Origin of the sequence: Actinoplanes sp. NPDC051343, from assembly GCF_044455125.1 — a bacterium.
Taxonomy (GTDB): domain Bacteria; phylum Actinomycetota; class Actinomycetes; order Mycobacteriales; family Micromonosporaceae; genus Actinoplanes.
This window is the reverse complement of sequence record NZ_JBITEL010000003.1, coordinates 398,337-422,138: the sequence shown is the minus strand read 5'-3', so window position 1 is coordinate 422,138 and position 23,802 is coordinate 398,337. Positions and strand designations below refer to the sequence as shown.

The window sequence follows — 23,802 nt, the reverse complement described above, 5'->3', positions numbered from 1 at the left end:
CGTCGAGGCCTCATCCTCCCAATTCCTTGAGTGCCGTGCGGACCAGGCCCATGAACTGCCGCGGGGTGACGGCGCCGACGGGCCCGGCCGGCGCGGATCCGTCGGCTCGAGCGACGACCAGGTCGTCCGGGACGGCTCGTTGATGCACGACCACGGTGTTCGGCGGGATGCCGAGCAGGTATTGCCCCCAGTTACCGATCGCCAGAAACGTGCCTTTGGGCAGCGATTGCGGGATCCACCAGAGGTAGCCGTACCCCATGGGCGCCCCGGCCTCGAGCCCTACCTGTGGCGTCGTGCTCGCCGCGACCCACTCGGCGGGCACGACCTGCCGATCGCCCCAGCGGCCGCCGTTGAGCATCATCTGACCGATGCGGCCGAGGTCGCGGCCGGACAGGAAGAAGTGATGGGCGAGATGGACCGACCGGTCGGACCGGCCGAGCAGTCGCTGCCGCCCGAGGTCGAAGTCCTGGAAGCCGAGCGGCTCCGCGATGTCTTCGGCCAGCGCGTCGAAGACCGCCCGCCCGGTGCAGCGCTCGAAGATCGTGCCGAGCACGTTGAAGTCCCAGTTGTTGTAGAAGAAGTGCTCTCCCGGCTTTTGGGACCCTCGCTCCGGAGCACCCTCCTCGAGGCCGGTCGCCGTCGATGGCGCGTGATAGACGCCGGACCTTGCCGTCAGCAGGTCACGAACCCGGGCCTGCCGTTCGATCGGCAGCAAGCCGCCGACATCGTCGATGCCCAGCTCCCCCAGAGTGGCGTCGAGCGCGATGGAGCCGTTCCCGACCGAACGCCCGAACAGCACGGACAACACGCTCTTACGCACCGAGGCCAGATATGCCGGACTGGTGTTGTCGCCGTAGTCGAGGACGGTCTCGGAGCCCCTCAGCACGAGGAAGCCCGTCGTCGGTAGGGCACGAAGGCCTGCCATCACCTGATCCATCGCCGTCATTCCCTTTCCGCGGTCTGGTGATTGCCGACGGCGAGGATGGCTCCCATCGCCGAAGATTTGGTGATGCCGCGCGCGCCGAGGACCCGACCGGCCCGACCGGCCGGGTTGCGCAACATGCCCAGGAGCAGGTGACCGGGACCGACGCGGTGGCCTCGCGCCTCGGCGAGCGCTCCGTCGAGAGTTCGTCGCGCTTCTACGCTCAGAGACAGCCTGACCGACTGGTCCCCGCCGGTGTCGCTCGCTTTCCCGGACTCGAATGCGGCCGAGCCATGACGCTGCCCCGGGCCACCCGAACCCTCCGCCGACTGCTCGAGCTCCGAGCGGAGGACGACCGGGTCGACCCCGAGCTCCCTGATCGCGGCCACGGCCGGACTTTCGTCATCGTCCAGCACGCCCAGAAGTAGATCGCCGCTGTCGATCGCATCGCGGCCCAGACGGGCCGAGTGCACTTCGGCGCGGTGCAGCGCGGCCAACGCCGCCTCGCCGAGTTGCCGCAGTGCGCCCGCCTCGACAAGGTCGGCGATGGTCAGGTGGGTCAGCAACGGCCCATATCTTTGCTGAGCGCCCTGCCGGCTCAAGCCGCGCGGCGCACCGATGTCGGCCCACGAAAGCCCCTCGGCGCGCGCCTGCTCGACGAAAAAGCCGACCAGGCTCTCGCCGAGATGCGTCAACTCGCCGGCCAGTCGCTCCGCGTGGCCGATGTGCCGGATCGGATCTCGGGGCTCGGCTGTCCCATCAAGGAGGACGTCACGGATGAGATCGAAGAGAGGAGGAATCGCGGTCATGTCAACATCGTAGTTGACACCGCGTAGGTGTCAATGGTTCTGTTGACGCATGCCGTTCGACCCCGAGGGAAGCGCTCCTCTGTCCCACCTGTCCCTGCTCGCTCATCACCCCGAGCGCCTGCTGGCGTTGCGTCTTGCCCTGGCCCGACACGTCCACGCGGGGTCGACAGTGCTCGACGCCGGCTGCGGCGCGCTCGGCACCCTGGCCATCATGGCCGCGAAGTTCGGCGCGCGCCACGTGGTGGGCATCGACGGTGGCCCGCTCCCGATGGCCCGGCGGCTCGCCGAGGAAAACGGCGTCGGCGACCGCGTGACTTTCCTGGATTGCGATCTCGACGACGCCGACGCGGCGATCGGCCCGTTCGACGTCATCATCGGCATGGTCTACCTGAACCATCCGCGACTCGACCTGGCGCGCCAACAGCTGATGGCCCGGGTCGCGGAGCGCTTCGCCCACCCGGCGACAGTCTTCATTCCCGATCGGGTGCGGCTGAGCGTGGCCGGCTTCGACACCCGAACCGCGGATGCCACCGGCGAGACCAAGAGCACGGCCTGGCGCGAGACGATCGAGCGGACCGAGTCGCACACCGGCCTGTCCATGCGCGCGGCACGGTTCCTGGTCGATCCCGATTGGCGCAAGAGTCGGCTCGGCCTGGCCGTGCCTCCGCTCTCTCCCGACGCCCGGCTGACCGCCCGCTTCGGCTTTCCCGATCGCAACACCATGACCCAGCTGACCGACCGCGAGGTCGTGGCCGAGGCGGCATTCGGACAAGGCGCCGCCGCACCTGGCTTCCCGGGGTCACTGGAGGTGCCGGTGACACGCGCCGGGCGGCTCGACGGAGTGATCTGGCGTCAGGACATCGCCGCCGGCGACCTGCTCATCCGCAGCACCGAGACGTTTCAGTCCGTCGACTCGCCCGAGCCGGTCATTCCGCGGGAGACGGTCACGCTGACGCTCGACGACCGCTGGCAGCTGAACGTGCCGGCCACGGTCACGCCGGGATAGCGCCGGGAGTCGACCCCTGTCCCGGCATGAACAGACTCGTTTCTTGACAACTCCACAGTGTGGGCAGGGCTCCCGCCCAGCCTCGGGTGCGACGACGCACCATGGCTGACGAGGCCAACCGACCGGACGGGGGCGGGAGACCTGCCGAATCGGCAGCGATAGCATGATGAACCGGGGTCCCTGCAGTCTCTGCTGCTCTGCAGGGACCCCGTCATGCCCCCTGCCTCGCCGGATCGAGACGCATCAAGGCGCGACCAGACGTTTCGAGGCTTGACCCGACGTTTGAGCGACGACAGCCGACGCGACGAGGGCCGATGCGACGAGGGCGCCGAAAAGAGCAAGCCGGCGCCCGCCCCTCAGGGCCGGCACCGGCTTGATCACGCCGCGGAGGCACAGCTCACCGCTCGGTGAGCTCCTCCTCGTCGTCGTTCTCGTCCTCTTCGGGGCTCTGTCGCTGCGCCGGCACGGAGTCCTCGGACTCCTCGACGCCGTGACGAGGGCCGCCCACGGACGCTTCGGGAGCGCGCTCGTCGACGATCATCTGCTGGCCCTGGTGCATGTTCTGCGCGTTCGGATGGGCCGCTACCTCGGGCAGCAGCGCGTGCTCGGGCAGGTCCATGTTCGTCTGGGGCTGATCGACCCAGAGCGCACGCAGCTGGTTCTGCATGAACGCGGTGAGGCGCGACCGGTACTCCCGGTCGAAGTGCTCCAGAGCCTCGATCTGGTTCTGCAGCGCCTCGCGCTTGGTGCCCAGGCTGCCTACGACATCGTCGTAGCGCTGACGGGCCTGGTGGTTGAGGTGCTCCGAGCTGGCGCGGGCTTCGGCCACTATCTGCTCGGACTGGGCACGGGCCTCCGCCACGATCTTGTCAGCGATCCGCCGCGCTTCCTCGGTTCGGGCGTGTGAGTCGCGAGCGACCTGCTCGGACGCGGCACGGGCGTCCGTGAGCACCTTGTCGGCCTCGCGCCGGACGTTGTGGGCGTGCACCTGTGCGTCGCGGGCGATCTGCTCGGCCGCGGCCAGCGCGTCGGTGCGAATCTTGTCGGCCTGGTGGTGAGCCCGGGCGACGTGTTCCTCGGCAGTGCGCTGCGCGAGCGTCAGCACCTGGAGGGCTTGGTTGGGGTGAGCCGGCTGCTGCGGAGGAGAGACCAGCGCGTGCTCGGAGGTCTCACCTTCCGATGACGTCCCATTCAGCAGCACTTTGACCCGATCCTTCATGCGGTTGTCAGACACGTGGAGACCTCCGTAGGCGCCGACGGCGCTGGCGTGATCGGCGCGGACTCTACCAAGCTGAACTGGTATTTAGCGAGAGCAAGTGGGACGTGATAACGCCATTACGAGAGTTCCGCCGATTCGCTGAGAGACCGCAGGTAAACGAGGTTGTCGCGGGTGCGTTCGGGGAGCGGAACATCGACGGAAAAGTCCTCGGCGGTCACCCATCCGTCGTACCCCACCGCCGATAGAGCGCGGAAATAGGCCGAGAGGTCGGCCTGACCGGACCGTAACGGTGACCACTCGGCCCGCCACGCGACCGACCCGTCCGGGTGGGCGCCGTCCACCTGCCAGGCGACATTCTTGACATGGACGTGAGCCAGGTGGTCGCCGAGCATCTCGAGGCCGGCGCGGAAATCCTCGTGGCCCTCGATCACCAGATTGCCGACGTCGTGGATCACCCCGACATGCGACGGATCGAGGCCGTCCACCAGTCGCACCGCGGCCGACGCCGACGACACGATCGTGCGGTGGTGCAGCTCGACGAGGATCTTGACGTCGTGAGCCTCGGCTCGGGCGGCTGCCCATTCGAGGTCGGCGCGCGCCTGCGCGAACAGCGCCGGATACGTGTCGTCACCCAGCGCCGGCATGGTGAGCCGAACCCGCCCGGCCCCGAGGGCGGCCGTCGCCGAGAGCACCCGGACGACGTCCGGCCGGTCGCTGACCTTGACGTACGCCCCGACGCCGGAGAACTCGAGACCCGCCTCGCTGGTGACGCGCCCGATCTCCGGAACGCTCTCTTCGAGACCGGTCAGTGGCCAGGTCGCCCGGTTGCCGGCCCAGAAGCTGGGCGGATCGGCCGGTGCCTGGTCGGTGACTCGCCATTCGACGCCGTCCCAACCCTGGTCGGCAAGATTCCGGGCCGCCTCGGCCGGAGTCCACTCGGGTGTCGAGGCCGTGAAGACCGAAAACTTCATCGAGAGACCCCATCAATCGACTCGGGCTGGCCGGAGCTTGCCGACCTGTAAATGGCTTCGACCACCGAAAGTGCGAGGAAACCGTCCTCGACGCCGACTCCCGGCGGCCGCCCGGTCAATATCGCCTCCACTATGTCCTCATACTGCCGTAAATGCCCGATGATGAAGTTGTCCTCCGGTTTGGGCGTCCCCGCCGGCTCGGCATCGGCCAGGGTGTCCGGCTCGGCAAAGGAAGCGGATTCGAGCTGATCGTCATGGAGGACGGCAGAGCCTTCGGATCCGTGCACCTGGAGCCGAACACCGGAGCCGGGATAGGCGGCCGTGGTCGCATGCAGCGTCGCCAGCGCCCCGGATTCGAACCGCAGCACCGCCACCAGTACGTCCTCGACCTCGATCCCGGTGTGGGCGAGCCGGTCCGTGTACGCGAACACGGACACCGGACGGCCCAGGAAGTGCAGAAGAAGATCGAGAGTGTGGACGCCCTGATTCATCAGGGCACCGCCGCCGTCCAGCGCCAGTGTTCCCCGCCAGCCGGCGGAGTCGTAATAGTCCTGGCCGCGCCACCAGGGGACGGTCGCGACAGCCGAGGTGAGCGTGCCGAAGCGGCCGGCCGAGATCGCCGCGCTCACCGTGACGGTCGCCGGGTCGAAGCGGTGCTGGCTGATCACGGAGACGACCTGCCGGGGCGCCGATCGGGCGGCGTCGACCAGCGGCCGGGCCTTAGCGACGGACACGTCGAGGGGCTTCTCGATGACCACATGTGCGCCGGAGTTCAGGGCCATGAGAGCCTGCGAGACGTGCTGGCCGCTCGGCGTGCAGATGACGACGACCTGCGGCCTCGCCGCCGCGAGGGCCTCGTCCAGACTCGCGAAGCAGGCGGGCGAAGTAGGGATCGCCGCGGCAAGCCGAGTGGCCGCGGGCGCGATCGGGTCGACGACCGCAACGATGCGGAACTGCGGGATTCGCAGCATCGCGGCCACGTGGTTGCGGCCGATGATCCCCGCTCCGACGATCGCCACGGTGAGCTGATCAGTCATGCCAGCGATACTCCGATCTCCTGGGTCAGTGCCGCGAAGGCGCGGGCGGCGCGACCGAACTCGGCCGGCCCCGAGAAGCCACCGGTCGACGACTGCATGGCGAGATGAGGTTCGAGGGAGGCGTATCCCGCGTACCCGTCATCGCGCAGCGCCGTGAGCGTCTCCCGAAGCTCGCCGTCGCCCTCCCCGGCCGGCACGACCGTGCCGGTCGCCGCGACCGCGTCCTTGACCTGGAGGTATTCGAGGTGAGGGCGGAGCATGGCGTAGCCGTCGGTGAAGGGCTTCACGCCGACCTGGACGAAGTTGGCGTTGTCCCACGCCACCCGCAGGGCGTCCGAGCCGACCGACTCGATCAGGTCGAGAACTCGGGACGGGATGTCGCCGTAGATCTCCTTCTCGTTCTCGTGCAGCAGCACGATGTCGTTGCGCTCGGCGACCGAGGCCATCGTCGAGAGGCGCCGCAGCACCTCGTCGCGGATCGCCGCCGGGGCCACGCCGGCCGGACGGTAGAAGGAGAAGATCCGGATGTACCGGGCACCGAGCACGTGGGCCGCCGAAAGTGCCCGCGACAAACGGTGCAACTCGGCGTCGAAGGACGACTGATAGTCGACCTTGCCGAGCGGCGACGCGATCGCCGAGACGCCCATCCCCCGCTCGGAGATCAGCCGGCCGAGCGATGCCAGCTGGTCATCGGTCAGGTCGACGACGTTGGCGCCCCAGGCACTGCGTACCTCGATGAACCCCGCGCCGAGCGCACTCAGCACGCTCAGCTGGACCACCGGGTCCGCGTCGATCTCATCGCCGAAGCCGGACAGCTTCCAGGTCACTTGACCCCTCCCGAGGTGAGCCCACTCATGAGATAGCGCTGGAAGATCAGATAGAGGGCCACGACCGGTGCCGCGCAGACCAGCGCGGCCGCCATCAACTGGCCGTAGAGCGGCAGGGCACCGCCCTCCTGGGTCGCTCCGAAGACCTGCAGGGTGACCGCCGCGGTCCGGGTTTCCGGGTTGGTCATCACCGAGGCGAACAGGACATCGTTCCAGCCGAGCAGGAAGGCGAAGATTGCCGACACGATGAGGCCGGGCCAGCTCAGCGGGAGAACGATGCGGGTCAGGACGGTCCACGACGAGGCGCCGTCGACGCGGGCGGCCTCGTCGAGCTCGCGGGGCAGGCCGCGCAGGTAGGTAACCATCACCCAGGTCGAGAACGGGAGACCGAAGGTCAGATAGGTGAGGAACAGGGCCCACCGGGTGCCGATCACAGTCACCCCGAGAGTGCTGCCGATGCTGGAGAACAGCACGAACACCGGCAAAAGCAGGAGCGTGCCGGGCACGCTCTGCAGCGCGAGCAACCCGCGCAAGATCAAAAGCCGGCCTTTGAAGGCAAAGGCCACCAGGACGTACGCGGCCAGCAGCGAGACAAAGGCACACAACACGGCTACCGACCCGGCCACTATCAGGCTGTTGACCAGCCCCTCGCCCAGGTCCACGGTCGACCAGATGTGCACGTAGTTGGCAGGTTCGAAACGGCTGGGCAGGAAATGGCCGGCCGCCACCGACAGATCCGGGCTGACCGATGCGAAGATCACGTAAAGGACGGGTCCGAGCACCAGGACCAGGAGCAGCACGAGGACGACCGCCCGCAGCGGCCGAGGCAGCATCCGGGCGACCTCGTCGGACCGGGCGGTGGTCATCGCTGTGCCCCGTCCTCGCCGGTGGCGAGGCGGACCGCCCGCAGGTAGACGGCCATCGGGATGACGATCAGCACCAGCGAGATCACGGCCATCGCGGCGCTCAGCCCGAACCTCAGGTTCTGGAAGCTCTCCACCCAGGTCAGCACCGGCAGCACCTCCACATCATGCGGTGCCGGAACGCCGAACAGGACGAACGGCAGTGTGAAGTTGTTGACGTTGTGCAGGAAGGCGATGATCAGGGCGAGTGCGAGCGGGCCGCGCAGGTGAGGTCCGATCACGTGCCGGAACTTCGCCCACCAGCCCGCTCCGTCGAGCGCCGCCGCCTCGTGCACGGTCGGGTCGATCGACTGCAGTCCGGCGACCGCGAGCAGGTAGATGAGCGGCCAGGACGCCCAGACCTGGACGATCACGAGGGCCCAGAAGCTCTTGGGGCCGTTCAGCCAGAGCCCGGGATGCCAGCCGAGGTGGCCCAGCCAGCTGTTGGCGATCCCCTCCGGCTGCAGGATGATGCGCCAGACCGTGCCGACGACGAAGGCCGGCAGCACGTAGGGCACCAGGAAGATGGAACGGACCAGCCCGCGGCCCCGGAAGCGGTCCTGGGTGGCGAGTGCGGCCGCCACCCCGATCGGCAGGGTCACGACGGTGACCAGCGCGGCGTACGCGACGCTGAGGCCGATGCCGTGCAGCAGCGGCGAGTCGGTGAGTGCCTCGCGGTAGTTGTCCAGGGCGATGAACGGGGCGTGCACCCACTCGCGGATCGTGTACTGGTCGAGGTCGGCGAGCGAGATGTAGACGGCCACCACCAGCGGGACCACGATGACGACCAGCGTGAGCAGGCCGCCCGGTAGAAGCATCCACAGTGGGCGGTTGGCTCGGGTCACCCGGCGGGGCCGGTCCGGACCGGACCGGTACAGCTCGGCGCCGCCGGCCGATTGCTCGGACGACGGGGCCGGGGTGCGGGTCGTCACTTCGCCTTGTCCAGTGCGCCCTGCGCGTCGGCCTGCGCCTTCCGCACCAGGCCGTTGAGTTTGCCGTCGTCGACCTTGCCCGCCGACAGGTCGGGGATCGACTGGACAACCACGTTGACCAGGGCCAGCTGGATCTGGCTCCAGCCGCCGGTGAACGGGGTGCCGACCGACTTCGAGGCCGAGTCGACGATGGGTGCGAGAACCGGGTCGTTCTTCAGCGTGGCGGCCGCCTCGGCGTTGGTCGGGAGTTCGCCGAGCAGCTTGTAGTACGCCTCCTGGCTGTCGGCGCTGGTGAGCTGCTTGACCAGGGCGAGGGCGAGGTCCTTGTGCTTGGAGTACTTCGCCACAACCAGGTTGTCGCCCGACAGGATGCTCGCGGCGGGTTTGCCGCCGGCCGGTACGGCGGTCGCGCCGGGCGGGATCGTCGGCATCAGGGCGTAAGCATATTTACCGGCGACCGAGGACTTGTCGAGGGCCGGCCGCGAACTGGCCGACACCATCGGCAGGAAAGCCGCCTTCCCTTCGCCGAACGCCGCCACGGCCTGGGCGTTCTTCCAGGCGACCGCGGCCGGGTCGACGACCTTGTCGGTCGCGAGCCAGCCCAGGTAGGTCTTGTAAGCCGTCATCGTGCGCGGGTCGCTCAGCGTGGCCGTCTTGCCGTCGACCAGCGGGTTTCCCGCCTGCACCGACATCGCCCAGACGAACTTCCACGGGTCGAAGCCGTCCGCGTAGCCGATCGCCAGGCCGTACTTGCCGGCACCGGTCGTCTTCTTGGCCTGGGCAAGGAGACCGTCCCAGCTGTTGGCCGGCTTGTCGATGCCGGCCGCGGCGAGCATGTCCTTGTTGTAGGCCATCACGAACGGGCGGCTGGCGAACGGGATGCCGGCCTCGTGTTGGGCGTCCGGGCCGGAGATGCCCAGATCGGCGGGGACGAACTTCTCGCGGCCGCCGATCTTGGTCCAGTCGTCGGCGCTGAGCGTCTGGAAGGCTCCCGTCGCGTACGCGGTCGGCGTGAACGTGGTGCCCAGCGCGTACACATCGGGGCCCTGACCGGAAAGCACCGACGTCTGGATGCGGGTGAGCTCGTCGTTCGCGGAAGCGAACGTCTCGAATTTGATCGTGGATCCGCTGTTCTCCTTGGCGAAACGCGCCGAGACGTCGGAGAACCACTGCCGCTGCTGCTCGGGATAGATCGTGTTGGCGCCGATCAGCACGTTGATCGTCGTGCCGGCGCCACCAGCGGAATCGCCGGACCCGCCGCAGGCCGTGAGGCCGGAGGTGACAAGAACCGCGCCGGTAAGCGCGATCAACACTCGCCGTGTGGTCATGCCGGGAAGTTAACAATCGATCAATGTGGATGGCAATCGTTTGCCAAATTTTGCCACGCCTGGTTGGCTGGCCCAAAAGGGAGCACAGGCATGAGAGCTCGGCGGGCCGTCACCATCACCGACATCGCGAAGGCGACCGGGGTGGCGCCTTCGACGGTGTCGCGCGCGCTGAACAAGCCGGGCCGGGTCAGCGCCGCCACCCGGGAGCGCATCGAAGCCGCCGCCCGGGAACTCGACTACGTGCCCAACTCGCAGGCGCGGGCACTCAGTTCGGGGCGCACCGGCACGATCGCCGTGCTCGTCTCCGACGTGACCAATCCGTTCTACTTCGGTCTGATTCGGGGCACGCAGCAGCAGTTGAAGGCGGCCGGGTACGCGCAACTGCTCATCGACACCGAGGACTCGGGCGAGCACGAGGCCGAGATGCTGCGCAAGATGCGCCGCTGGATGGACGGCGCGATCCTGACCGCGTCCCGGCTGCCGGAGCGGGCACTGGCCGATCTCGCAGCCGAAATCTCGCTGGTCACGGTCAACCGCAACGTGCGTGGCGTGCCCAGCGTGGTGATCGACACTCCGGCCGGCATGGCACTGGCGGTCGAGCATCTCGTATCGCTCGGGCATCGCGACATCGCGTACGCCTACGGCCCGGAGAACTCGTGGTCGAACCGGGCCCGCTGGCAGGCGCTGAAGGCAGCCGGGCAGCGCTACGGGCGCGCGTTCGAGCGGGTCGGGCCGTTCCCGCGCGGCCGCATGTTCGGCTCGGCCGCCGCCGACGCGCTGCTCAACACCAGGGCGACCGCCTACATCGCCTTCAACGACCTGCTCGCCATCGGCATCCTGGCGCGGCTGCGCGAGCGGGGCGTGCGGGTGCCCGCGGACGTGAGCGTCGTGGGCTGCGACGACATCTTCGGCGCCGACTTCTGCAACCCGCCGCTGACAACCCTGACCGCTCCGATCGAACAGGCCGGCCGGGTCGCCGTCTCACTCCTGCTGTCCCACCTGGACGCCTCGTCGGCCCAACCTCAGCGGCGCGCTGTCGTACTGCCGACCCACCTGACCATCCGGGAGTCGACGGGCCCGGCCCCTCAGCGGTTGGCGCCGCCCGCTTGACGGGTCACGCGTCGACAGGCCGGCGCTTAAGCGGTAGGCGCGCTCCTGCAACCGGTACAGCTGGGCATCAGCCCCGTCGGCCGCCATCAGCTCCTCGTGGGTGCCCTGCTCGGTGACTCGGCCGTCGATCCGCTTGACCACCATGCCCGGACCATGCCGGTCAGCTGCCACGCCGCCTGTTCGGTCAGGAACAGACCGGCGACCAGCGTGGCCGCGGTCAGGGCCCGGCGATTGTCGTGAGCGCCGGAACAGGACGGCGACGAGACGGCCCACCGCCAGAGCCTGGGCCACCGGCAGGGCGGCCCGGATCAGTTGCAGCACCCCGAGCAGCGACGAAAGGGCCGTACCCGCCCGCCCGAGCAGGCGCAGCAGGCGAATGCGCGCAGCGATCACCGACACCCCCGACGTCGACTGCGATCGATAGTGGTCATCCGCGCGGTGGAAGACAAACCGCATATCCGGGATGCCGCACTAGGCTGAGCGGGTGGCAGACGAGGCCGTGCAGGCCGTGGTGCGCCAGATCCTCGCCGTCGTGCCGGCGGGATGCTCCTGGCTGCTGCCGGAGATCGGCGAGGACGGTTCGGTCGCCGACTTCCTGATCGCCGCCACCAGCGGCGACGCGCACGACATCTACGGCCGCGGCGCCTCCCGGCTCCACGCCCGGCTCAGCGACCTTTACCCGACCATCGTCGGTGGCCGGCTCTGGCAGATGTACCTCGACGTGCTGCGCACCGGCGAGCCGGACGAGATGGGCGAGTTCCGGTACGAGGAGAAGCGCTCCGGCATCGTCGCGCACTCGACCTTCGACGTCACCGTGCACCGGGTCCTCGGCGGGCTGCTCGTCTGGTGGCAGCGCCTCGACGAGGATCGTCGCCGCCTGGAGATCACCGAGCTGCTGGGCAGCCTCGGCTGGGCCGAGTACGACATGACGACCGGGGCCAGCCAGTGGTCGCCCGGGATGTACCGGATCTTCGAACGTGACCCGACGCTGGGCCCGTTGTCGCGGGCCGAGCAGGCGGCGGCGATGCTGGCCGATGATCGCGGGATGAGCGAGGCGGCCTGGCAGACCATGGACAGCGGATCGGCGTCCGACGTCACGGTCCGGTTCCGGACCGGGCCGGTGGTCAAGCACCTGCGCATCCTGTCCGACGTGGTCAGCGACGCGGACGGAACCCCGCTGAAAATCAATGCCGTCCTGCAGGACGTCACCACCCGGGAGAGCTCACGCTCGGCGATCCAACGACTCAACGACCGATTGCGTACGCGGGAGATCACCGCCCTGGCCGAGCACCGGCTGGCCGGGCAGTTGCAGAACCTGATCCAGCCCATCCCGGCGGCGCCGTTCCCGCTGCCCGGCCTCGAGGTCATGGCCGGTTACCTCCCGGCCGAGAGCGCCGTCCGGGTGGGCGGCGACTGGTACCACGCCGACGAGCTGCCGGGCGGCCGGGCCGTGCTGGCGGTAGGCGACGTGGCCGGGCACGGGGTGGGTGCGGCCAGCGGCATGGCCCACCTCCGCTTCGCCCTGATCGCCTGGCTGTCGATCGGCATCGACGACCCGTCGCTGCTGCTGGCCCACCTCAACCGGCTCTGCCTGCAGTTGCAGATCACCGGCACCGCGGTGCTCGCCGTCTTCGACCCGGTGGCCGGCGAGCTGTGCTGGGCACGGGCCGGCCACCCGCCACCGCTGCTCGCGCGGGGCGGCGCGGCGGTACCCCTCGATCTGCCGACAGGGCTGCTGCTCGGGGCCGAGGGGGACACGATCTATCCGGTGAGCACGCTCCGGCTCGCCCGCGACGACCTGGTGCTGCTCTACACCGATGGGTTGGTCGAACGCCGTACGCTCGGTGATCCGCCCCTCCTGACGGAGGTGACCGACCTGGTCGTGGCCGCCTCGGCCGATGTGGACCACGCAACGATTGCCCAGCTCGCGTCGCGTCTCAACCGCCCGAGCCCGGACGACGACACGTGCACGCTTACGGCACGGGTGCTTTAAGGCTCGACCTCGAGCAGGAAGGTCAGGCACACCCGGGTGCTACCGTCCTCGGACTCGATGCCCACCTCGTCGCAGATGCTTTCCACGATGGCGAGGCCCCGGCCGCGTACCTCCTGGGCGGCCGGCATCTCCCGGCCGAGCAGGCGCATCGGGCCCCGATCGATGACGTCGCAGAGCAGGCGGCCCGGCTCGGCCCGAAGGCGCACCCGGCCGCCGCCCGCGGTGTGCTGCAGGGTATTGGTCGCCAGCTCGCTGACCGCCAGAGTGAGCAGGTCGGCCCGGCGCTCGGGCAGGCCGAGATGGCCGGCACTGGCTCGCACGAACGCGCGCACCTCGGCCAGGTCGGCCGGACGGTCGTAGCTCATCTCGTAGTGCCGCAGGCCTCCGGTCATGGACTCACACAGCCGGAGCCCGGGGGCGGGCTGAGCAGAGCGCCGACGCCGGTGAGATCGAGAACCGTCGCCACGGCACCCGTCGGGTTGACCACGAACAGCTTCCGGCCGGACTTCTTGGCCGCGTGGTGGGCGGTGATCAGCCCGTGCACGCCGCTGGAGTCGAGGAAGTCGAGGCTGCCCAGGTCGACGACCACCACCGGGCTGCGATGGAGGGCGTCCAGCAGGGTGGCGGTCATTTCCTCGCGCACCTCGAGATCGCACTCGCCGGCCAGTGCAACACGGACGCGGCCGGCCTCGTCGGAGGTCGTCGCCTCGAAGCGCGCCATGGCCGCAGTCCTTTCCGCCGGACACCTGACGCCGGGTGGTCGCAGTCATCATGTCATCCGGCGTCTCGTGGTCAACCAGATGTCAAGCGTGCGGGGAACCCCGGCGCCCCCGGATCGCTTACTTTGCCATTATTCGGTCATAAACGCCGCTTAAGATCATCCTCGTTATATTGGGCATACATGTCGCCATCGGGGATGAACCATGAAGATCCGACGCCTTATCGTCGTGCTGGCGGGCTCCACGGCGGTCCTCGCCTGCACCTCGGGAACCGCCAGCGCGGCGGCCGACTACCCGGTGGCAATCTGGGCCATGGACGAGCCGGCCGGCTCCCGCACCATGCACGACAGCTCCGGTAACGGGCTGAATGGCCGGGTCGGCGACGAGGTCGGCGTCGGCTCCTACTACGACGGCGCGCTCGGCTTCCGGTTCCCGCGCCTCGAGCCGGACACCCCGCCGACCCACCCCGGGCACCTGATCGTCGTTCCGAGCAGCGACCTGCTCAACCCGGGCAGCGGCGATTTCGCGGTCACCATGCGACTACGCACGATCTACCAGTTCGGCAACATCGTCCAGAAGGGCCAGGCCACCGTGCCCGGCGGCAGCTGGAAACTGCAGATCCCCAACGGACACGTGCAGTGCTGGTTCCGCGGATCGGCGGGCCAGGTGCTGGTCACCGGGTCGCAGAAGATCAACGACGGAAGGTGGCACGTCATCCGCTGCGAGCGGACGGACGGAGGCGTGAGCCTGACGATCGACGGGCGTACCGCGGCCGGCAAGTACGGCCCGACCGGGCGCATCGCCAACAACTGGCCGCTGTCGATCGGTGGCAAGACCGAGTGCGACCAGCGGTCGGTGGGGTGCGACTACTTCGCCGGCGACCTCGATTACGTAGCGATCGAACGATAAGTTCGGTCCGTCTTAAAGCTTCACAGGACGGTTGACACCGGGACCCGGCTGGGCGAATGTTCCTCAATGAGCTCTGACTGGCCGGTCGCGAGCGCGTTGATGGCGGGCCGCTATCGCCTGGTCTCACTGCTGGAGACCGGTGGCATGGCCGAGATCTGGCGGGCCGAGGACGAGTTGCTCGACCGGCCGGTCGCGGTCAAGCTCCCCACCGGGCCCCAGGTCGTCTGGCGCGAGGCCCGCATGGCGGCCCGGCTGTCGCATCCCGGCATCGCGGCGGTCCACGACTACCGCGAGGCCGTACGCCCCGACGGCACGGTGGTGCCGTTCGTGGTCATGGAGCTGCTGACCGGCGAATCGGTGGCGGCCCGGGTTGACCGCGAGCTGATCGGCTGGGCCGAGGCGGCCCACATCGGGGCGGCAGTAGCCGACGCACTCGCGGCGGCGCACGCCAGCGGGGTGGTCCACCGCGACATCAAGCCGGGCAACGTCATGCTCACCCCGAACGGCGTGAAGATCCTCGACTTCGGCATCAGCGTGGCGGCAGGCGAGCCGGACGACGACGACACCGGGGCGACCTTCGGAACCCCGGCCTACGTTGCACCGGAGCGCCTCGACGGCATGCCGGCCGAGCCGGCCACCGACGTGTACGGCGTTGGGGTGCTGCTGTTCGAAATGGTCACCGGCGACCCGCCCTACCCGGTGGAGACCTGGGAGGAACTGGCGGCGGCCCGGGTGAACGGGCCGTCCGAGCTGCCGCAATCGCTTCCGGCCGACTTCCGCGACGTGGTCGATCGGTGCCTGGACGCCGATCCGGCCGGACGCCCGACAGCGGCCCGGCTGCGGGCCGACCTGCTGGCGGTGGCGCTGCGGTCACGGCCGCCGGCACCGGCAGCCGCCGCGGTCGTCCCAGCGGCTGACCGCGCGGTCAGCCTGGCGGTGAGCCCAGCCGCGGGCCCCACGGTCAGCCCGGCGGCGGGCCCCACGGTCAGCCAGGCCGCCTGGCCCGAGGCAGCAAATGACGGGCGAGACCTGGGCGGGAAGAATGGCGTTCCCGCTCCTCGGGCCGGAGAGAACGACGACCACGCTTTCTGGGCCGGGCGGAACAGCGATAACGCTTCACAAGCCGGGCAGAACGGCAGCAATACTCCTCAGACCGGGGAGAACGGCGGCAACATTCCCGAGGCCGGGGAGACTGACGAGCACGCTTCGCGGGCCGTAGGGAACGGCAGCAACGCGTCTCGGGCCGGGCAAAACGGCGGCCACGCATCTCACGCTGAGGAGAAGGACGAGCACGCTTCGCGCGCCGGAGGGGACGGCGGCAACGCGTCTCGGGCCGGGCAGAACGGCGGCCACGCATCTCGGGCCGGAGAGAACGGCGGCGACGCTTCTCAGGTCCGAGGGAACGGCGGCAACACGTCGCGGGCCGGGGCTAGCGGATCGGTCGGCAATCTGGTGCGGGCGGCCGGCGTATCAGCCGACCAGTGGGTAGCGGCCGCCTCCGCTGGAGCAGCGGAAGGGCAAGGCGGACCGGCGCGCCAGTTCGGGACGGGCGGTGGGCGGCCGGGCCCTGCGGCCGGGCTCGGTGCGGCCGAGGCACCCGGGGCTGCGGATGTGCGGGGTGGGTTGCCCGGCTACGCGGGGGTGGGCGAGGCCGGCCTCGGCGGCTCGGCCGCGGGTCAGGACACGCCGACGGGCGCGCGGGTCGGGGGCGCTGCGGCGGGCGGATCGTCCAGGCGGCGTGGGGGCTACGACGGGGCCGGGGAGCGCGTGGCGCGGTCTTCGGGTGGGGCTGGGCGGTCGTCGTTTGCCTATACCGACAGTGATGAGGCTCAAGGGTGGCGGCCGGGTGGGCGGGGCGCCGGCGGCGGGGTGCTGCGGCCGGGATCGGGACCTCCCGGGGTGCGGCGGCCCGGTGGGACGCGGGATTTTGCGACCGGGCGGGCTTCGGCGGCCACGCTGGACATGGCTGGGGCGCCTCGGCGGCGGACCGCCTTCGGGATCGGTGCGGCGGTGGTGCTGGCGGCGCTGGCCGGGGCCTTTGCTGTGCTCACCTGGACGCATCGGGACGCCGATCGGGACGTTGCGGTGCCGCCGGCGGCTACGGCTTCGGCGCTACCTGGCGTGACTGCTACTACCGCGGCTCCTACGACTACGACCGCGGCAGCGACGTCGGGGCGTCCCTCCCCCAAGGCGAGCCTGAGTTTTGAGGATGCGGTCAGCCGGATGCGGGACGCCGTCGAGGGTGGTGAGGCTTCGGGGCAGATTCGGGGGGATGTGGCGCAGGATCTGCTCAACCTGCTGGGGCCCCTCTCCAACGCGCAGGGTTCCGACCTGACCGGGCAGGTTCAGGCGTTGCGGAAGAAGATCCAGATCCGGGTTGGCGAGGACGGGATCACCCAGGCCCGGGCCGCCGTGCTCCAGTCCCGCCTCGAAGACCTTGACCGGGCTGCCGGCACATAGCGGGCCGCTCCGACGGGCAGCGCGGGAGCCGCGTTCGATGGCGGCTCGTCGTTGGCACCATGACGGCTCTGGTGCGCCTGAGTGCGGCATCCGCGGTCAACGCTGCGCGGACGCTTTCCGAAAGCACCTCGGAAAACGTTGGCCCCGGCGCCTTGGTGGTCGGCTCGGCCGGTGGCTGCTCGGCGCGACTGCTGCCTGGCGAGAGCAGCTGCCGGCCGCCCGGCCGGCGGCCGGGGACGGCCTGTTGTGGCAGGCGGGTGGCCGCGGCAGCCGCCGGAGGCGGAGTGCTGGCGCTGTGCTTGCGGGGGAGGGGAAAAGGCGTACTTGTTCAGGCTGTGCCGAGACGCGAGCCGACGCCCGAAAGACCGGTTTTGATATCGGGTTAGTGGGGGTTGGGCACAAAGTGATCATGCTTTTGGGCGGGTGATGCAGGTACTTTGTGTCGAGCGCGGGCCGTGCGGGCTGCGCGTGACAGGTACTTTGTGTCGGGCGCGACCTCTGATCGCGCGGAGGAGGTGCAACGCCATGACGACGGAGCGAAACCGGGCCAGCGGGCGACCGACCCTGGAAGAAGTGGCCCTGCGAGCCGGCGTCGGACGCGGCACGGTCTCCCGCGTGGTGAACGGATCGGCGCAGGTCAGCCCGCGGGCGAAGCAGGCGGTCGAGGACGCCATCGCCGAGCTGGGCTATGTGCCCAACCGGGCCGCGCGGGCCCTGGTGACGCAGCGGACCGACTCGATCGCGCTTGTGATCTTCGAGTCGGGTGAACGGTTCTTCGCCGAGCCGTTCTTCGGGCGCATCGTGCAGACGATCTCGTCGGTGCTGGTGGCGCGCAACCTGCAGATGGTCCTCATGATCGGGCAGTCGCCGGAGGAACGCCGGACGCTCGAGGGGTACCTGACGCGCCAGCACGTGGACGGGGCGCTGCTGCTCTCGGTGCACGGCGACGACCCGCTTCCGTCGCTGCTCGAGGAGCGCGGGGTTGCCACGGTGCGGGTCGGACGGCCGACCTATGCCGAGCGGGGCACCTTCGTCGACGCCGACAACCGGGGCGGCGCGCGCGAGGCGGTCGCCTACCTGCAACGGCAGGGTCGCCGCCGGATCGCGGCGATCACCGGTCCGCTCGACATGGCGGCCGGCATCGCCCGGCTCGACGGCTATCGCGACGTCGTCGGCGACGGGCCGGTCGCGTTCGGCGACTTCAGCGAGGAGAGCGGGGCGGCCGCGATGCAGCGGCTGCTCGAGTTCCACCCCGAGGTCGACGCGGTCTTCGCGGCCTCCGACATGATGGCGGTCGGCGCTCTGCGCGTGCTGCGCCAGCACGGCCGGCGGGTTCCCCATGACGTCGCGCTGATCGGCTTCGACGACTCGGTCATCGCCCGCCACACCGACCCGCCCCTGACCAGCGTCGACCAGCCGATCGCCGAGATGGGCCGCGAGGTCGTGCGTCTGCTCCTGGCCAAACTCGACGGCGACGAGACCGGTGGCGACGAGGTCATCCTCAGCACCCGGCTCGTCGTGCGAGGCTCGGCCTGAGCGAATCGGCTCGGCCTGAGCGAATCGGCTCGGCCTGAGCGAATCGGCTCGGCCTGAGCAATCCTTCACTGATCGGTCGTGAACCGGCGGAGCGCCGGCGTTGTGACGGCGATCAAGGCCGTCGCGGCCACACCGGTCAGGCCGCCGATGGCCAGGGCCGCTCCCCCGGACGTGGCCGCGGCGACCAGTCCTGCGCGCATGTTGCCCAGCTGGGGACCGGCCGCCCCGGCGACGAATTCCAACGAGGACACCCGGCCCCGGTAGGCGTCGGGAGTGACGGTCTGGACGACCGTGCCCCGGGAGACGACGGCCCAGGTGTCGGCCGCCCCCGCGCAGGCCAGGAGGACGAGCACCGCGGGAAGGTGGGTCACCGTGCCGGCCAGGCCCAGCGACACCGCCCAGACCGAGCCGCAGGTCAGCAGAACGACGCCGGGACGGCGGCGGCGGGTGGCCAGGCCGGACAGGACGGATGCTGTCACTCCGCCGACGGCCACGGCGGTGGTGAACAGGCCGAGGACCTCCGGGCGGCCGCCGAAGTGCTCGGCGTTGATGACCGGGAACAAGGCGAACGGCATGGCGAACACGGTGGCGGCGAGATCGGCCAGGAGGGCGCCGCGCACCTGGGGGGTGCGGGCCGCGTACGAGATGCCGGCCTTGACCGCGGCAAGGCCGGCCGGGCCCTCGCCGCCGGTGATGCCCCCGGGCAGGCCCGCGAGACCGATCAGTGCGGCGACGAACGAGAGCGTGTCGAAGGCGAAGCACCACGGCAGGCCGAACGCGGCGGTCAGGGCGCCGGCCGCGGCCGGGCCGGTCAGCATGGCGAGCTGGAACGACGAGTGGTTGAGGGCGAGGCCGGCGGCCAGACGTTCGCCGGCCAGCAGCGCCGGCAGGAAGGTCCGCCGGGCCGGGCCGCCCAGCGCGGAAGCCCCCGACGAGACGGCGACCAGCAGCATCATGGCGGGAACGCCGCCGAAATCGGTGAACGCGACCGCGGTCATCGTGGCCGAGACGAGTAGCTGGACCCAGGTGCAGACGACGGCCAGCCGGCGGCGGTCGACGTGATCGACGAAAGCGCTGCCGGCCAGGGCCAGAACGATGAGCGGAACCCCCACGGCGAGGCCGACCAGCCCCACCACGGCGGCACTGTGTGTGCGCTGCCAGACGTAGTAGATGGTCGCGAAACCGCTGAACTGGCCGCCGAACCCGGACGCGGTGGTGCCCAGCCAGAGTCGCCGGTAGGTGCGGTTCTCCCGCAGGGGGCGAATGTCGACGAGGGCGTTCATGAGAGGTTGCCGCGCAGGCGCTCGGCGAAGGAGCGCCGCTTGAGCAGGGCGGCGAGGTCGTCGGCGACGCGGCTCAACGGGTACGGCAGCTCGGCGTCGAGCTCCCGCACGGTCAGCTCGGTCGCACGCCATTCGGCCTCGAGAAACGGGATCAGCTCGCGGGAGCGGCCGGTCAGCTGGACCGGCCGGGTGCGGGCGTCGACGCCGGGGGCGGCCGGGGCGTTCTCGACCAGGCCCGCGGTGCGCATGGCGGCCACGGTCTGGCTCATCGCGGAATGCGAGACGTCCCAGCGGTCGGCCAGCCGGCGGATCGTCATCGGGCCGAACCGGTTGATGCTGATCAGCGGACCGACGAAACGCGTGCGGACGCCCTCGATGCCCGTCTCGGTGTAAAGGCCGGCGATGTCCTGGTCGATGGCGCCGAGCACGGCATGGATGTTGTGCCAGTAGCTGCTGTCGAGCAGATCCATGGCCTCAACGTAACAGTGCTTATACATCGATGGTGGTGACTTGTGATGGGAGCGCTCCCATGTCACGATGAGCCGGGTGACCCCTCTCCCCGTCCCCGAAGGAGTCGCATGTCCCGCAGACGCCTGTCCGCCCTGATCGGCGGACTCGCCGCGGTTGTCACCACCGCGGCACTGATCACCGCCCTACCGGTCACCGCCTCCGCCGCCACCGGCGGAACCGGCACCGGCTACCTGCACACCAGCGGCAACAAGATCGTCGACAGCACCGGAGCGACGGTCCGGCTGACCGGCCTCAACTGGTTCGGCATGGAGACCGACAACAAGACCTTCCACGGTCTCTGGGCGAGCAACCCGTGGCACAACATGATCGACCAGATGGCCTCGCTGGGCTACAACACCGTGCGCATCCCGTTCTCGGATGACGCGCTGAAGTCGAACGCGGTCGCCACCAGCATCAACACCAACACGAACCCCGATCTGGTCGGCCTCTCGCCGCTGCAGATCCTCGACAAGGTCATCGACTACATGGGCAGCAAGGGCATGCGGGTCATCCTCGACCGCCACCGCCCGACAACCGCCCAGCAGACCCCGCTCTGGTACACGTCGGCGGTCCCGGAGAGCACCTGGATCGCGGACTGGCAGATGCTCGCCCGGCGCTACGCGGGCAACACCACGGTGATCGGGGCCGACCTGCACAACGAGCCGCACGCCGAGGGCACCAAGCCCAACTCGACCGGCGCCTGCTGGGGCTGCGGCGACCAGGCCCGGGACTGGCGGCTGGCCGCCGAGCGAGCCGGCAACGCGATCCTCTCGGTGCAGCCGAACTGGCTGATCTTCGTCGAGGGCGTGAGCTGCCCGAGCGGCGGCGAGAACAACGTCTATGACAACGACACCAGCAACGACGAGAACTGCGGCTGGTGGGGCGGCAACCTGACGAAGGCGGGCGCGCAGCCGGTCGAGCTGTCGGTGGCCAACCGGGTCGTCTACTCCCCGCACGAGTACGCGACCTCGGTGTACCACCAGACGTGGTTCGACGACCCGTCCTACCCGGCGAACATGCCGGCGATCTGGGACAACTACTGGGGCTACCTCTACAAGCAGAACATCGCCCCGATCATGGTCGGCGAGTTCGGGACCACGCTGCAGAGCAACATCGACAAGGTCTGGCTGCAGAGCCTGATGGCGTACATGGGTTCCGGGGTCAACGGGATGTCGTTCACGTACTGGTCGTGGAACCCGGACTCGGGCGACACCGGCGGCATCGTGGGTGACGACTGGACCACGGTCAACCAGGCCAAGCAGTCGATCCTCCAGCCGTACCTGATCCCGCCGGTGCCGAACGGCGGCGGCACGACCACGACGCCTCCGGGCGGCGGCACCACGCCTCCGGGCGGCGGCACCACGCCTCCGGGCGGCGGCACCACTCCTCCGGCCACCGGCGGCTGCACGGCTATCTACAAGCAGGACAACGCCTGGCAGGGCGGCTTCCAAGGTTCGGTGACGGCGAAGAACACCGGCAGCGCGGCGGTCAACCCGTGGCAGGTGACCTGGACCTGGCCGTCCGGAGTGACGCTGGGCAGCGGCTGGAACGCGACCGTGACCCAGAGCGGGACGACGGTGACCGCGGCGGCGCCCTCCTATGCCGCAACGCTCGCGGCCGGGGCCTCGGTGACGATCGGCTTCACTGCCAACGGGACTGCGAGCCCGCCGGCCTCGGTGAAGCTCAGCTCGGCGGCCTGCTCATAAAGGACCGCGGCGGGCCCGCCTCTCTCTGCAAATCGGGCTCGCCGCCTTTACTCCGCCGGAAGAGGCACGCGACGGACGTGCCTCTTCCGGCGGCTTCGTCGAGCGGCGACCGGCCGCACCCCGGGATTCGACATGAAGCCTCGTGGCTGTTCAGAAGGACCTTCCGACCGCCCGACCGGGGGCGAATCTTAAGAATTCCTTAGAACCTGATCCCTCCGTGGGAGCGCTCCCGTAAGGCCGGGTGAGAGCGCGGAACGACCGAGCGCTCGCGGTCCCCCAGGAAGGCACAGGTCCATGTATCGAACCCGTACCAACGCGTATCGGCGGCCGGGCAGGTTCGCCGGGCTCCGGGTCGGTCGACGCTGGCAGATCGCCGGCGTCGCGGCGGTCGCGGTGACCATCGTCGGCGTCGGCCTCGGTGTGGCGTCGGCGAGTGAGTCTACCGTTCCCACGATCGTCTGTCCCGGGGTCGCCGAAGCGTTGCCCGCCGTACCGGCCCAGTCACAGGCCGAGGTCGAGCGCAACCTCGCCCTGCTCAACACCCAGATCGCCGAGGCCAACAACCGCCTGAAGACCTCGACCGGTCAGGGTGGACCCAACTTCGTGCAGAACGCGATCCTCGGCCCGCTGAAGGACAAGCGAGTCTCCACGATCGACCGCATCGTCATCTCGATCGGCCGGCACGCCGCCAAGCCGAGCCTGGACGAGAACGCGCTCGGGACCTGCAAGGTGAACCAGGGCGGCGCCGCTTCGGCGAGCGAGCCCACGGCCGTGCCCACCGCCGCGGGCGGCGCAAATTCCGGCGCAAATACCGGCGCGAACTCCGGTGCCAACGGCTCGGCCGCCGGGACCATCTCCTGCCCGAGCGTGGCCGACAAGCTCCCGGCCATCCCGGCTCAGTCACAGGCCGAGGTCGAACGCAACCTCACGCTCCTCAACACCCAGATCGCCGAGGCCAACAACCGCCTGGCGAGCTCCGCCGGTCAGGGCGGACCCAACTTCGTGCAGAACGCCATCCTCGGCCCGCTCAAGGACAAGCGAGTCTCCACAATCGACCGCATCGTCATCTCGATCGGCCGGCACGCCACCAAGCCGGTCCTCGACGAGCAGGGCCTCGGCACCTGCGCGGTCGGCAACAGCGGCACCGTGGCGACGCCCGAGCCGACCGCCGTCGCAACGGCCGGCCCCGGTGACCAGACCGCGGCCGCGCCGACCGTGAACTGCCCCGAACTCACCGGCCTGCCGTCCGTCCCGGCCCAGGCTCAGGCCGAGGTGCAGCGCAACCTCGCCCTCCTGCAGACCCAGATCAGCGAGGCGAACGCCCGCCTGGCCAGCACGATCGGCCAGGGCGGACCCAACTTCATCCAGAACGCCATCCTCGGCCCGCTGGCGGACAAGCGGGTCTCCACGATCAACCGGATCGCCACGGCGATCGGCCGGAACGCAGCCCGGCCGGACCTGAACGTCGAGGGCACGGCCCCCTGCACCCTCAACAAGTAGGTCCCGGTAAACGGCGGCGGCGCCCCCTCCAGCCCGGGGGGCGCCGCTGCTTGCAACCGGCCGGCACCCGGCCTTGCAACTCAGCGGGGTCACGATCGAGCTCCCCTCGAAATTAGGAGCTCA

At 69.8% G+C, this 23,802-nt stretch carries 21 protein-coding genes; 8 read left to right on the top strand and 13 right to left on the bottom strand.

The window, feature by feature from the left end; genetic code table 11:
- Window positions 1–10: 10 nt before the first annotated feature.
- Window positions 11–925: a serine hydrolase domain-containing protein gene (locus ACIA5C_RS12505; RefSeq protein WP_396053728.1), complete on the bottom strand. Its 915-nt coding sequence runs from the start codon at window positions 923–925 to the stop codon at window positions 11–13.
- A gap of 17 nt (window positions 926–942) precedes the next feature.
- Window positions 943–1,731, bottom strand: a complete 789-nt coding sequence (locus tag ACIA5C_RS12500; protein ID WP_396053726.1) for a Clp protease N-terminal domain-containing protein — start codon at window positions 1,729–1,731, stop codon at window positions 943–945.
- Window positions 1,732–1,780: 49 nt separating this feature from the next.
- Here ACIA5C_RS12500 and ACIA5C_RS12495 point away from each other — a divergent pair, with 49 nt between their 5' ends.
- Window positions 1,781–2,737, top strand: coding sequence for a methyltransferase domain-containing protein (locus ACIA5C_RS12495; protein ID WP_396053724.1), 957 nt, complete (start codon window positions 1,781–1,783; stop codon window positions 2,735–2,737).
- Window positions 2,738–3,134: 397 nt separating this feature from the next.
- On the opposite strand, the gene ACIA5C_RS12490 is transcribed toward ACIA5C_RS12495, so the two are convergent.
- The 7 genes from ACIA5C_RS12490 to ACIA5C_RS12460 form a co-directional block, all read right to left on the bottom strand.
- A complete protein-coding gene (locus tag ACIA5C_RS12490) occupies window positions 3,135–3,971 on the bottom strand; it encodes a hypothetical protein (protein WP_396053722.1) in 837 nt (278 codons plus the stop codon).
- A gap of 101 nt (window positions 3,972–4,072) precedes the next feature.
- Window positions 4,073–4,927 carry a sugar phosphate isomerase/epimerase family protein gene (locus ACIA5C_RS12485; protein ID WP_396053720.1) on the bottom strand — a complete coding sequence of 285 codons (855 nt, stop codon included), beginning with the start codon at window positions 4,925–4,927 and terminating at the stop codon, window positions 4,073–4,075.
- On the bottom strand, window positions 4,924–5,964 hold the full coding sequence (locus ACIA5C_RS12480; RefSeq protein WP_396053718.1) for a Gfo/Idh/MocA family protein: 1,041 nt from the start codon (window positions 5,962–5,964) through the stop codon (window positions 4,924–4,926). The genes ACIA5C_RS12485 and ACIA5C_RS12480 overlap by 4 nt, the downstream gene beginning before the upstream one ends.
- On the bottom strand, window positions 5,961–6,791 hold the full coding sequence (locus tag ACIA5C_RS12475; protein WP_396053716.1) for a sugar phosphate isomerase/epimerase family protein: 831 nt from the start codon (window positions 6,789–6,791) through the stop codon (window positions 5,961–5,963). The genes ACIA5C_RS12480 and ACIA5C_RS12475 overlap by 4 nt, the downstream gene beginning before the upstream one ends.
- Window positions 6,788–7,657 (bottom strand): carbohydrate ABC transporter permease, encoded by an 870-nt coding sequence (locus tag ACIA5C_RS12470; protein WP_396053714.1) that lies wholly within the window; start codon window positions 7,655–7,657, stop codon window positions 6,788–6,790. Before ACIA5C_RS12470 ends, ACIA5C_RS12475 begins: the two co-directional genes overlap by 4 nt.
- Entirely contained in the window at window positions 7,654–8,625 is a 972-nt protein-coding gene (locus tag ACIA5C_RS12465; RefSeq protein WP_396053712.1) for a carbohydrate ABC transporter permease, read from the bottom strand. The genes ACIA5C_RS12470 and ACIA5C_RS12465 overlap by 4 nt, the downstream gene beginning before the upstream one ends.
- Window positions 8,622–9,953 carry an extracellular solute-binding protein gene (locus ACIA5C_RS12460; protein ID WP_396053710.1) on the bottom strand — a complete coding sequence of 444 codons (1,332 nt, stop codon included), beginning with the start codon at window positions 9,951–9,953 and terminating at the stop codon, window positions 8,622–8,624. The genes ACIA5C_RS12465 and ACIA5C_RS12460 overlap by 4 nt, the downstream gene beginning before the upstream one ends.
- 90 nt (window positions 9,954–10,043) lie before the next feature.
- Between ACIA5C_RS12460 and ACIA5C_RS12455 the strand changes: the two genes are divergently transcribed.
- On the top strand, window positions 10,044–11,063 hold the full coding sequence (locus ACIA5C_RS12455) for a LacI family DNA-binding transcriptional regulator (RefSeq protein WP_396053708.1): 1,020 nt from the start codon (window positions 10,044–10,046) through the stop codon (window positions 11,061–11,063).
- A 484-nt stretch (window positions 11,064–11,547) separates the two neighbouring features.
- The gene (locus ACIA5C_RS12450) at window positions 11,548–13,056 is read left to right on the top strand and encodes a PP2C family protein-serine/threonine phosphatase (protein WP_396053706.1); all 1,509 of its coding nucleotides are present in this window, start codon (window positions 11,548–11,550) and stop codon (window positions 13,054–13,056) included.
- Here ACIA5C_RS12450 and ACIA5C_RS12445 read toward each other — a convergent pair.
- Window positions 13,053–13,448 carry an ATP-binding protein gene (locus tag ACIA5C_RS12445; RefSeq protein WP_396053704.1) on the bottom strand — a complete coding sequence of 132 codons (396 nt, stop codon included), beginning with the start codon at window positions 13,446–13,448 and terminating at the stop codon, window positions 13,053–13,055. The two genes, ACIA5C_RS12450 and ACIA5C_RS12445, sit on opposite strands and share 4 nt — an antisense overlap.
- The gene (locus ACIA5C_RS12440) at window positions 13,445–13,777 is read right to left on the bottom strand and encodes an STAS domain-containing protein (protein ID WP_396053702.1); all 333 of its coding nucleotides are present in this window, start codon (window positions 13,775–13,777) and stop codon (window positions 13,445–13,447) included. The genes ACIA5C_RS12445 and ACIA5C_RS12440 overlap by 4 nt, the downstream gene beginning before the upstream one ends.
- 202 nt (window positions 13,778–13,979) lie before the next feature.
- On the opposite strand from ACIA5C_RS12440, the gene ACIA5C_RS12435 reads away from it, so the two are divergent.
- The 3 genes from ACIA5C_RS12435 to ACIA5C_RS12425 all read left to right on the top strand — a co-directional run bounded on the left by ACIA5C_RS12435 (window position 13,980) and on the right by ACIA5C_RS12425 (window position 18,680).
- Entirely contained in the window at window positions 13,980–14,684 is a 705-nt protein-coding gene (locus ACIA5C_RS12435) for a LamG domain-containing protein (protein ID WP_396053700.1), read from the top strand.
- Between the two features lie 66 nt (window positions 14,685–14,750).
- Window positions 14,751–17,144 (top strand): protein kinase, encoded by a 2,394-nt coding sequence (locus ACIA5C_RS12430; protein WP_396053698.1) that lies wholly within the window; start codon window positions 14,751–14,753, stop codon window positions 17,142–17,144.
- Between the two features lie 525 nt (window positions 17,145–17,669).
- Window positions 17,670–18,680 (top strand): LacI family DNA-binding transcriptional regulator, encoded by a 1,011-nt coding sequence (locus ACIA5C_RS12425; protein WP_396053696.1) that lies wholly within the window; start codon window positions 17,670–17,672, stop codon window positions 18,678–18,680.
- 65 nt (window positions 18,681–18,745) lie between these two features.
- Here the strand turns inward: ACIA5C_RS12425 and ACIA5C_RS12420 are convergent, their stop codons facing one another.
- Both ACIA5C_RS12420 and ACIA5C_RS12415 read right to left on the bottom strand, forming a co-directional pair.
- On the bottom strand, window positions 18,746–19,963 hold the full coding sequence (locus ACIA5C_RS12420; protein ID WP_396053694.1) for an MFS transporter: 1,218 nt from the start codon (window positions 19,961–19,963) through the stop codon (window positions 18,746–18,748).
- Entirely contained in the window at window positions 19,960–20,433 is a 474-nt protein-coding gene (locus ACIA5C_RS12415; RefSeq protein ID WP_396053692.1) for a MarR family transcriptional regulator, read from the bottom strand. The genes ACIA5C_RS12420 and ACIA5C_RS12415 overlap by 4 nt, the downstream gene beginning before the upstream one ends.
- A gap of 108 nt (window positions 20,434–20,541) precedes the next feature.
- Here ACIA5C_RS12415 and ACIA5C_RS12410 point away from each other — a divergent pair, with 108 nt between their 5' ends.
- Complete coding sequence (locus tag ACIA5C_RS12410) at window positions 20,542–22,179, top strand: cellulase family glycosylhydrolase (RefSeq protein WP_396053690.1); 1,638 nt, start codon at window positions 20,542–20,544, stop codon at window positions 22,177–22,179.
- A 294-nt stretch (window positions 22,180–22,473) separates the two neighbouring features.
- Window positions 22,474–23,679 (top strand): hypothetical protein, encoded by a 1,206-nt coding sequence (locus tag ACIA5C_RS12405; protein WP_396053688.1) that lies wholly within the window; start codon window positions 22,474–22,476, stop codon window positions 23,677–23,679.
- Window positions 23,680–23,802: the final 123 nt, after the last annotated feature.

Bases quoted from the DNA above. Each gene is read 5' to 3' on its own strand.
- ACIA5C_RS12420 (WP_396053694.1), bottom strand. From the start codon at position 19,963: ATGAACGCCCTCGTCGACATTCGCCCCCTGCGGGAGAACCGCACCTAC.
- ACIA5C_RS12480 (WP_396053718.1), bottom strand. From the start codon at position 5,964: ATGACTGATCAGCTCACCGTGGCGATCGTCGGAGCGGGGATCATCGGC.
- ACIA5C_RS12500 (WP_396053726.1), bottom strand. From the start codon at position 1,731: ATGACCGCGATTCCTCCTCTCTTCGATCTCATCCGTGACGTCCTCCTT.
- ACIA5C_RS12445 (WP_396053704.1), bottom strand. From the start codon at position 13,448: ATGACCGGAGGCCTGCGGCACTACGAGATGAGCTACGACCGTCCGGCC.
- ACIA5C_RS12435 (WP_396053700.1), top strand. From the start codon at position 13,980: ATGAAGATCCGACGCCTTATCGTCGTGCTGGCGGGCTCCACGGCGGTC.
- ACIA5C_RS12460 (WP_396053710.1), bottom strand. From the start codon at position 9,953: ATGACCACACGGCGAGTGTTGATCGCGCTTACCGGCGCGGTTCTTGTC.
- ACIA5C_RS12485 (WP_396053720.1), bottom strand. From the start codon at position 4,927: ATGAAGTTTTCGGTCTTCACGGCCTCGACACCCGAGTGGACTCCGGCC.
- ACIA5C_RS12430 (WP_396053698.1), top strand. From the start codon at position 14,751: ATGAGCTCTGACTGGCCGGTCGCGAGCGCGTTGATGGCGGGCCGCTAT.
- ACIA5C_RS12505 (WP_396053728.1), bottom strand. From the start codon at position 925: ATGGCAGGCCTTCGTGCCCTACCGACGACGGGCTTCCTCGTGCTGAGG.
- ACIA5C_RS12410 (WP_396053690.1), top strand. From the start codon at position 20,542: ATGTCCCGCAGACGCCTGTCCGCCCTGATCGGCGGACTCGCCGCGGTT.
- ACIA5C_RS12405 (WP_396053688.1), top strand. From the start codon at position 22,474: ATGTATCGAACCCGTACCAACGCGTATCGGCGGCCGGGCAGGTTCGCC.
- ACIA5C_RS12470 (WP_396053714.1), bottom strand. From the start codon at position 7,657: ATGACCACCGCCCGGTCCGACGAGGTCGCCCGGATGCTGCCTCGGCCG.
- ACIA5C_RS12440 (WP_396053702.1), bottom strand. From the start codon at position 13,777: ATGGCGCGCTTCGAGGCGACGACCTCCGACGAGGCCGGCCGCGTCCGT.
- ACIA5C_RS12495 (WP_396053724.1), top strand. From the start codon at position 1,781: ATGCCGTTCGACCCCGAGGGAAGCGCTCCTCTGTCCCACCTGTCCCTG.
- ACIA5C_RS12415 (WP_396053692.1), bottom strand. From the start codon at position 20,433: ATGGATCTGCTCGACAGCAGCTACTGGCACAACATCCATGCCGTGCTC.
- ACIA5C_RS12455 (WP_396053708.1), top strand. From the start codon at position 10,044: ATGAGAGCTCGGCGGGCCGTCACCATCACCGACATCGCGAAGGCGACC.
- ACIA5C_RS12425 (WP_396053696.1), top strand. From the start codon at position 17,670: ATGACGACGGAGCGAAACCGGGCCAGCGGGCGACCGACCCTGGAAGAA.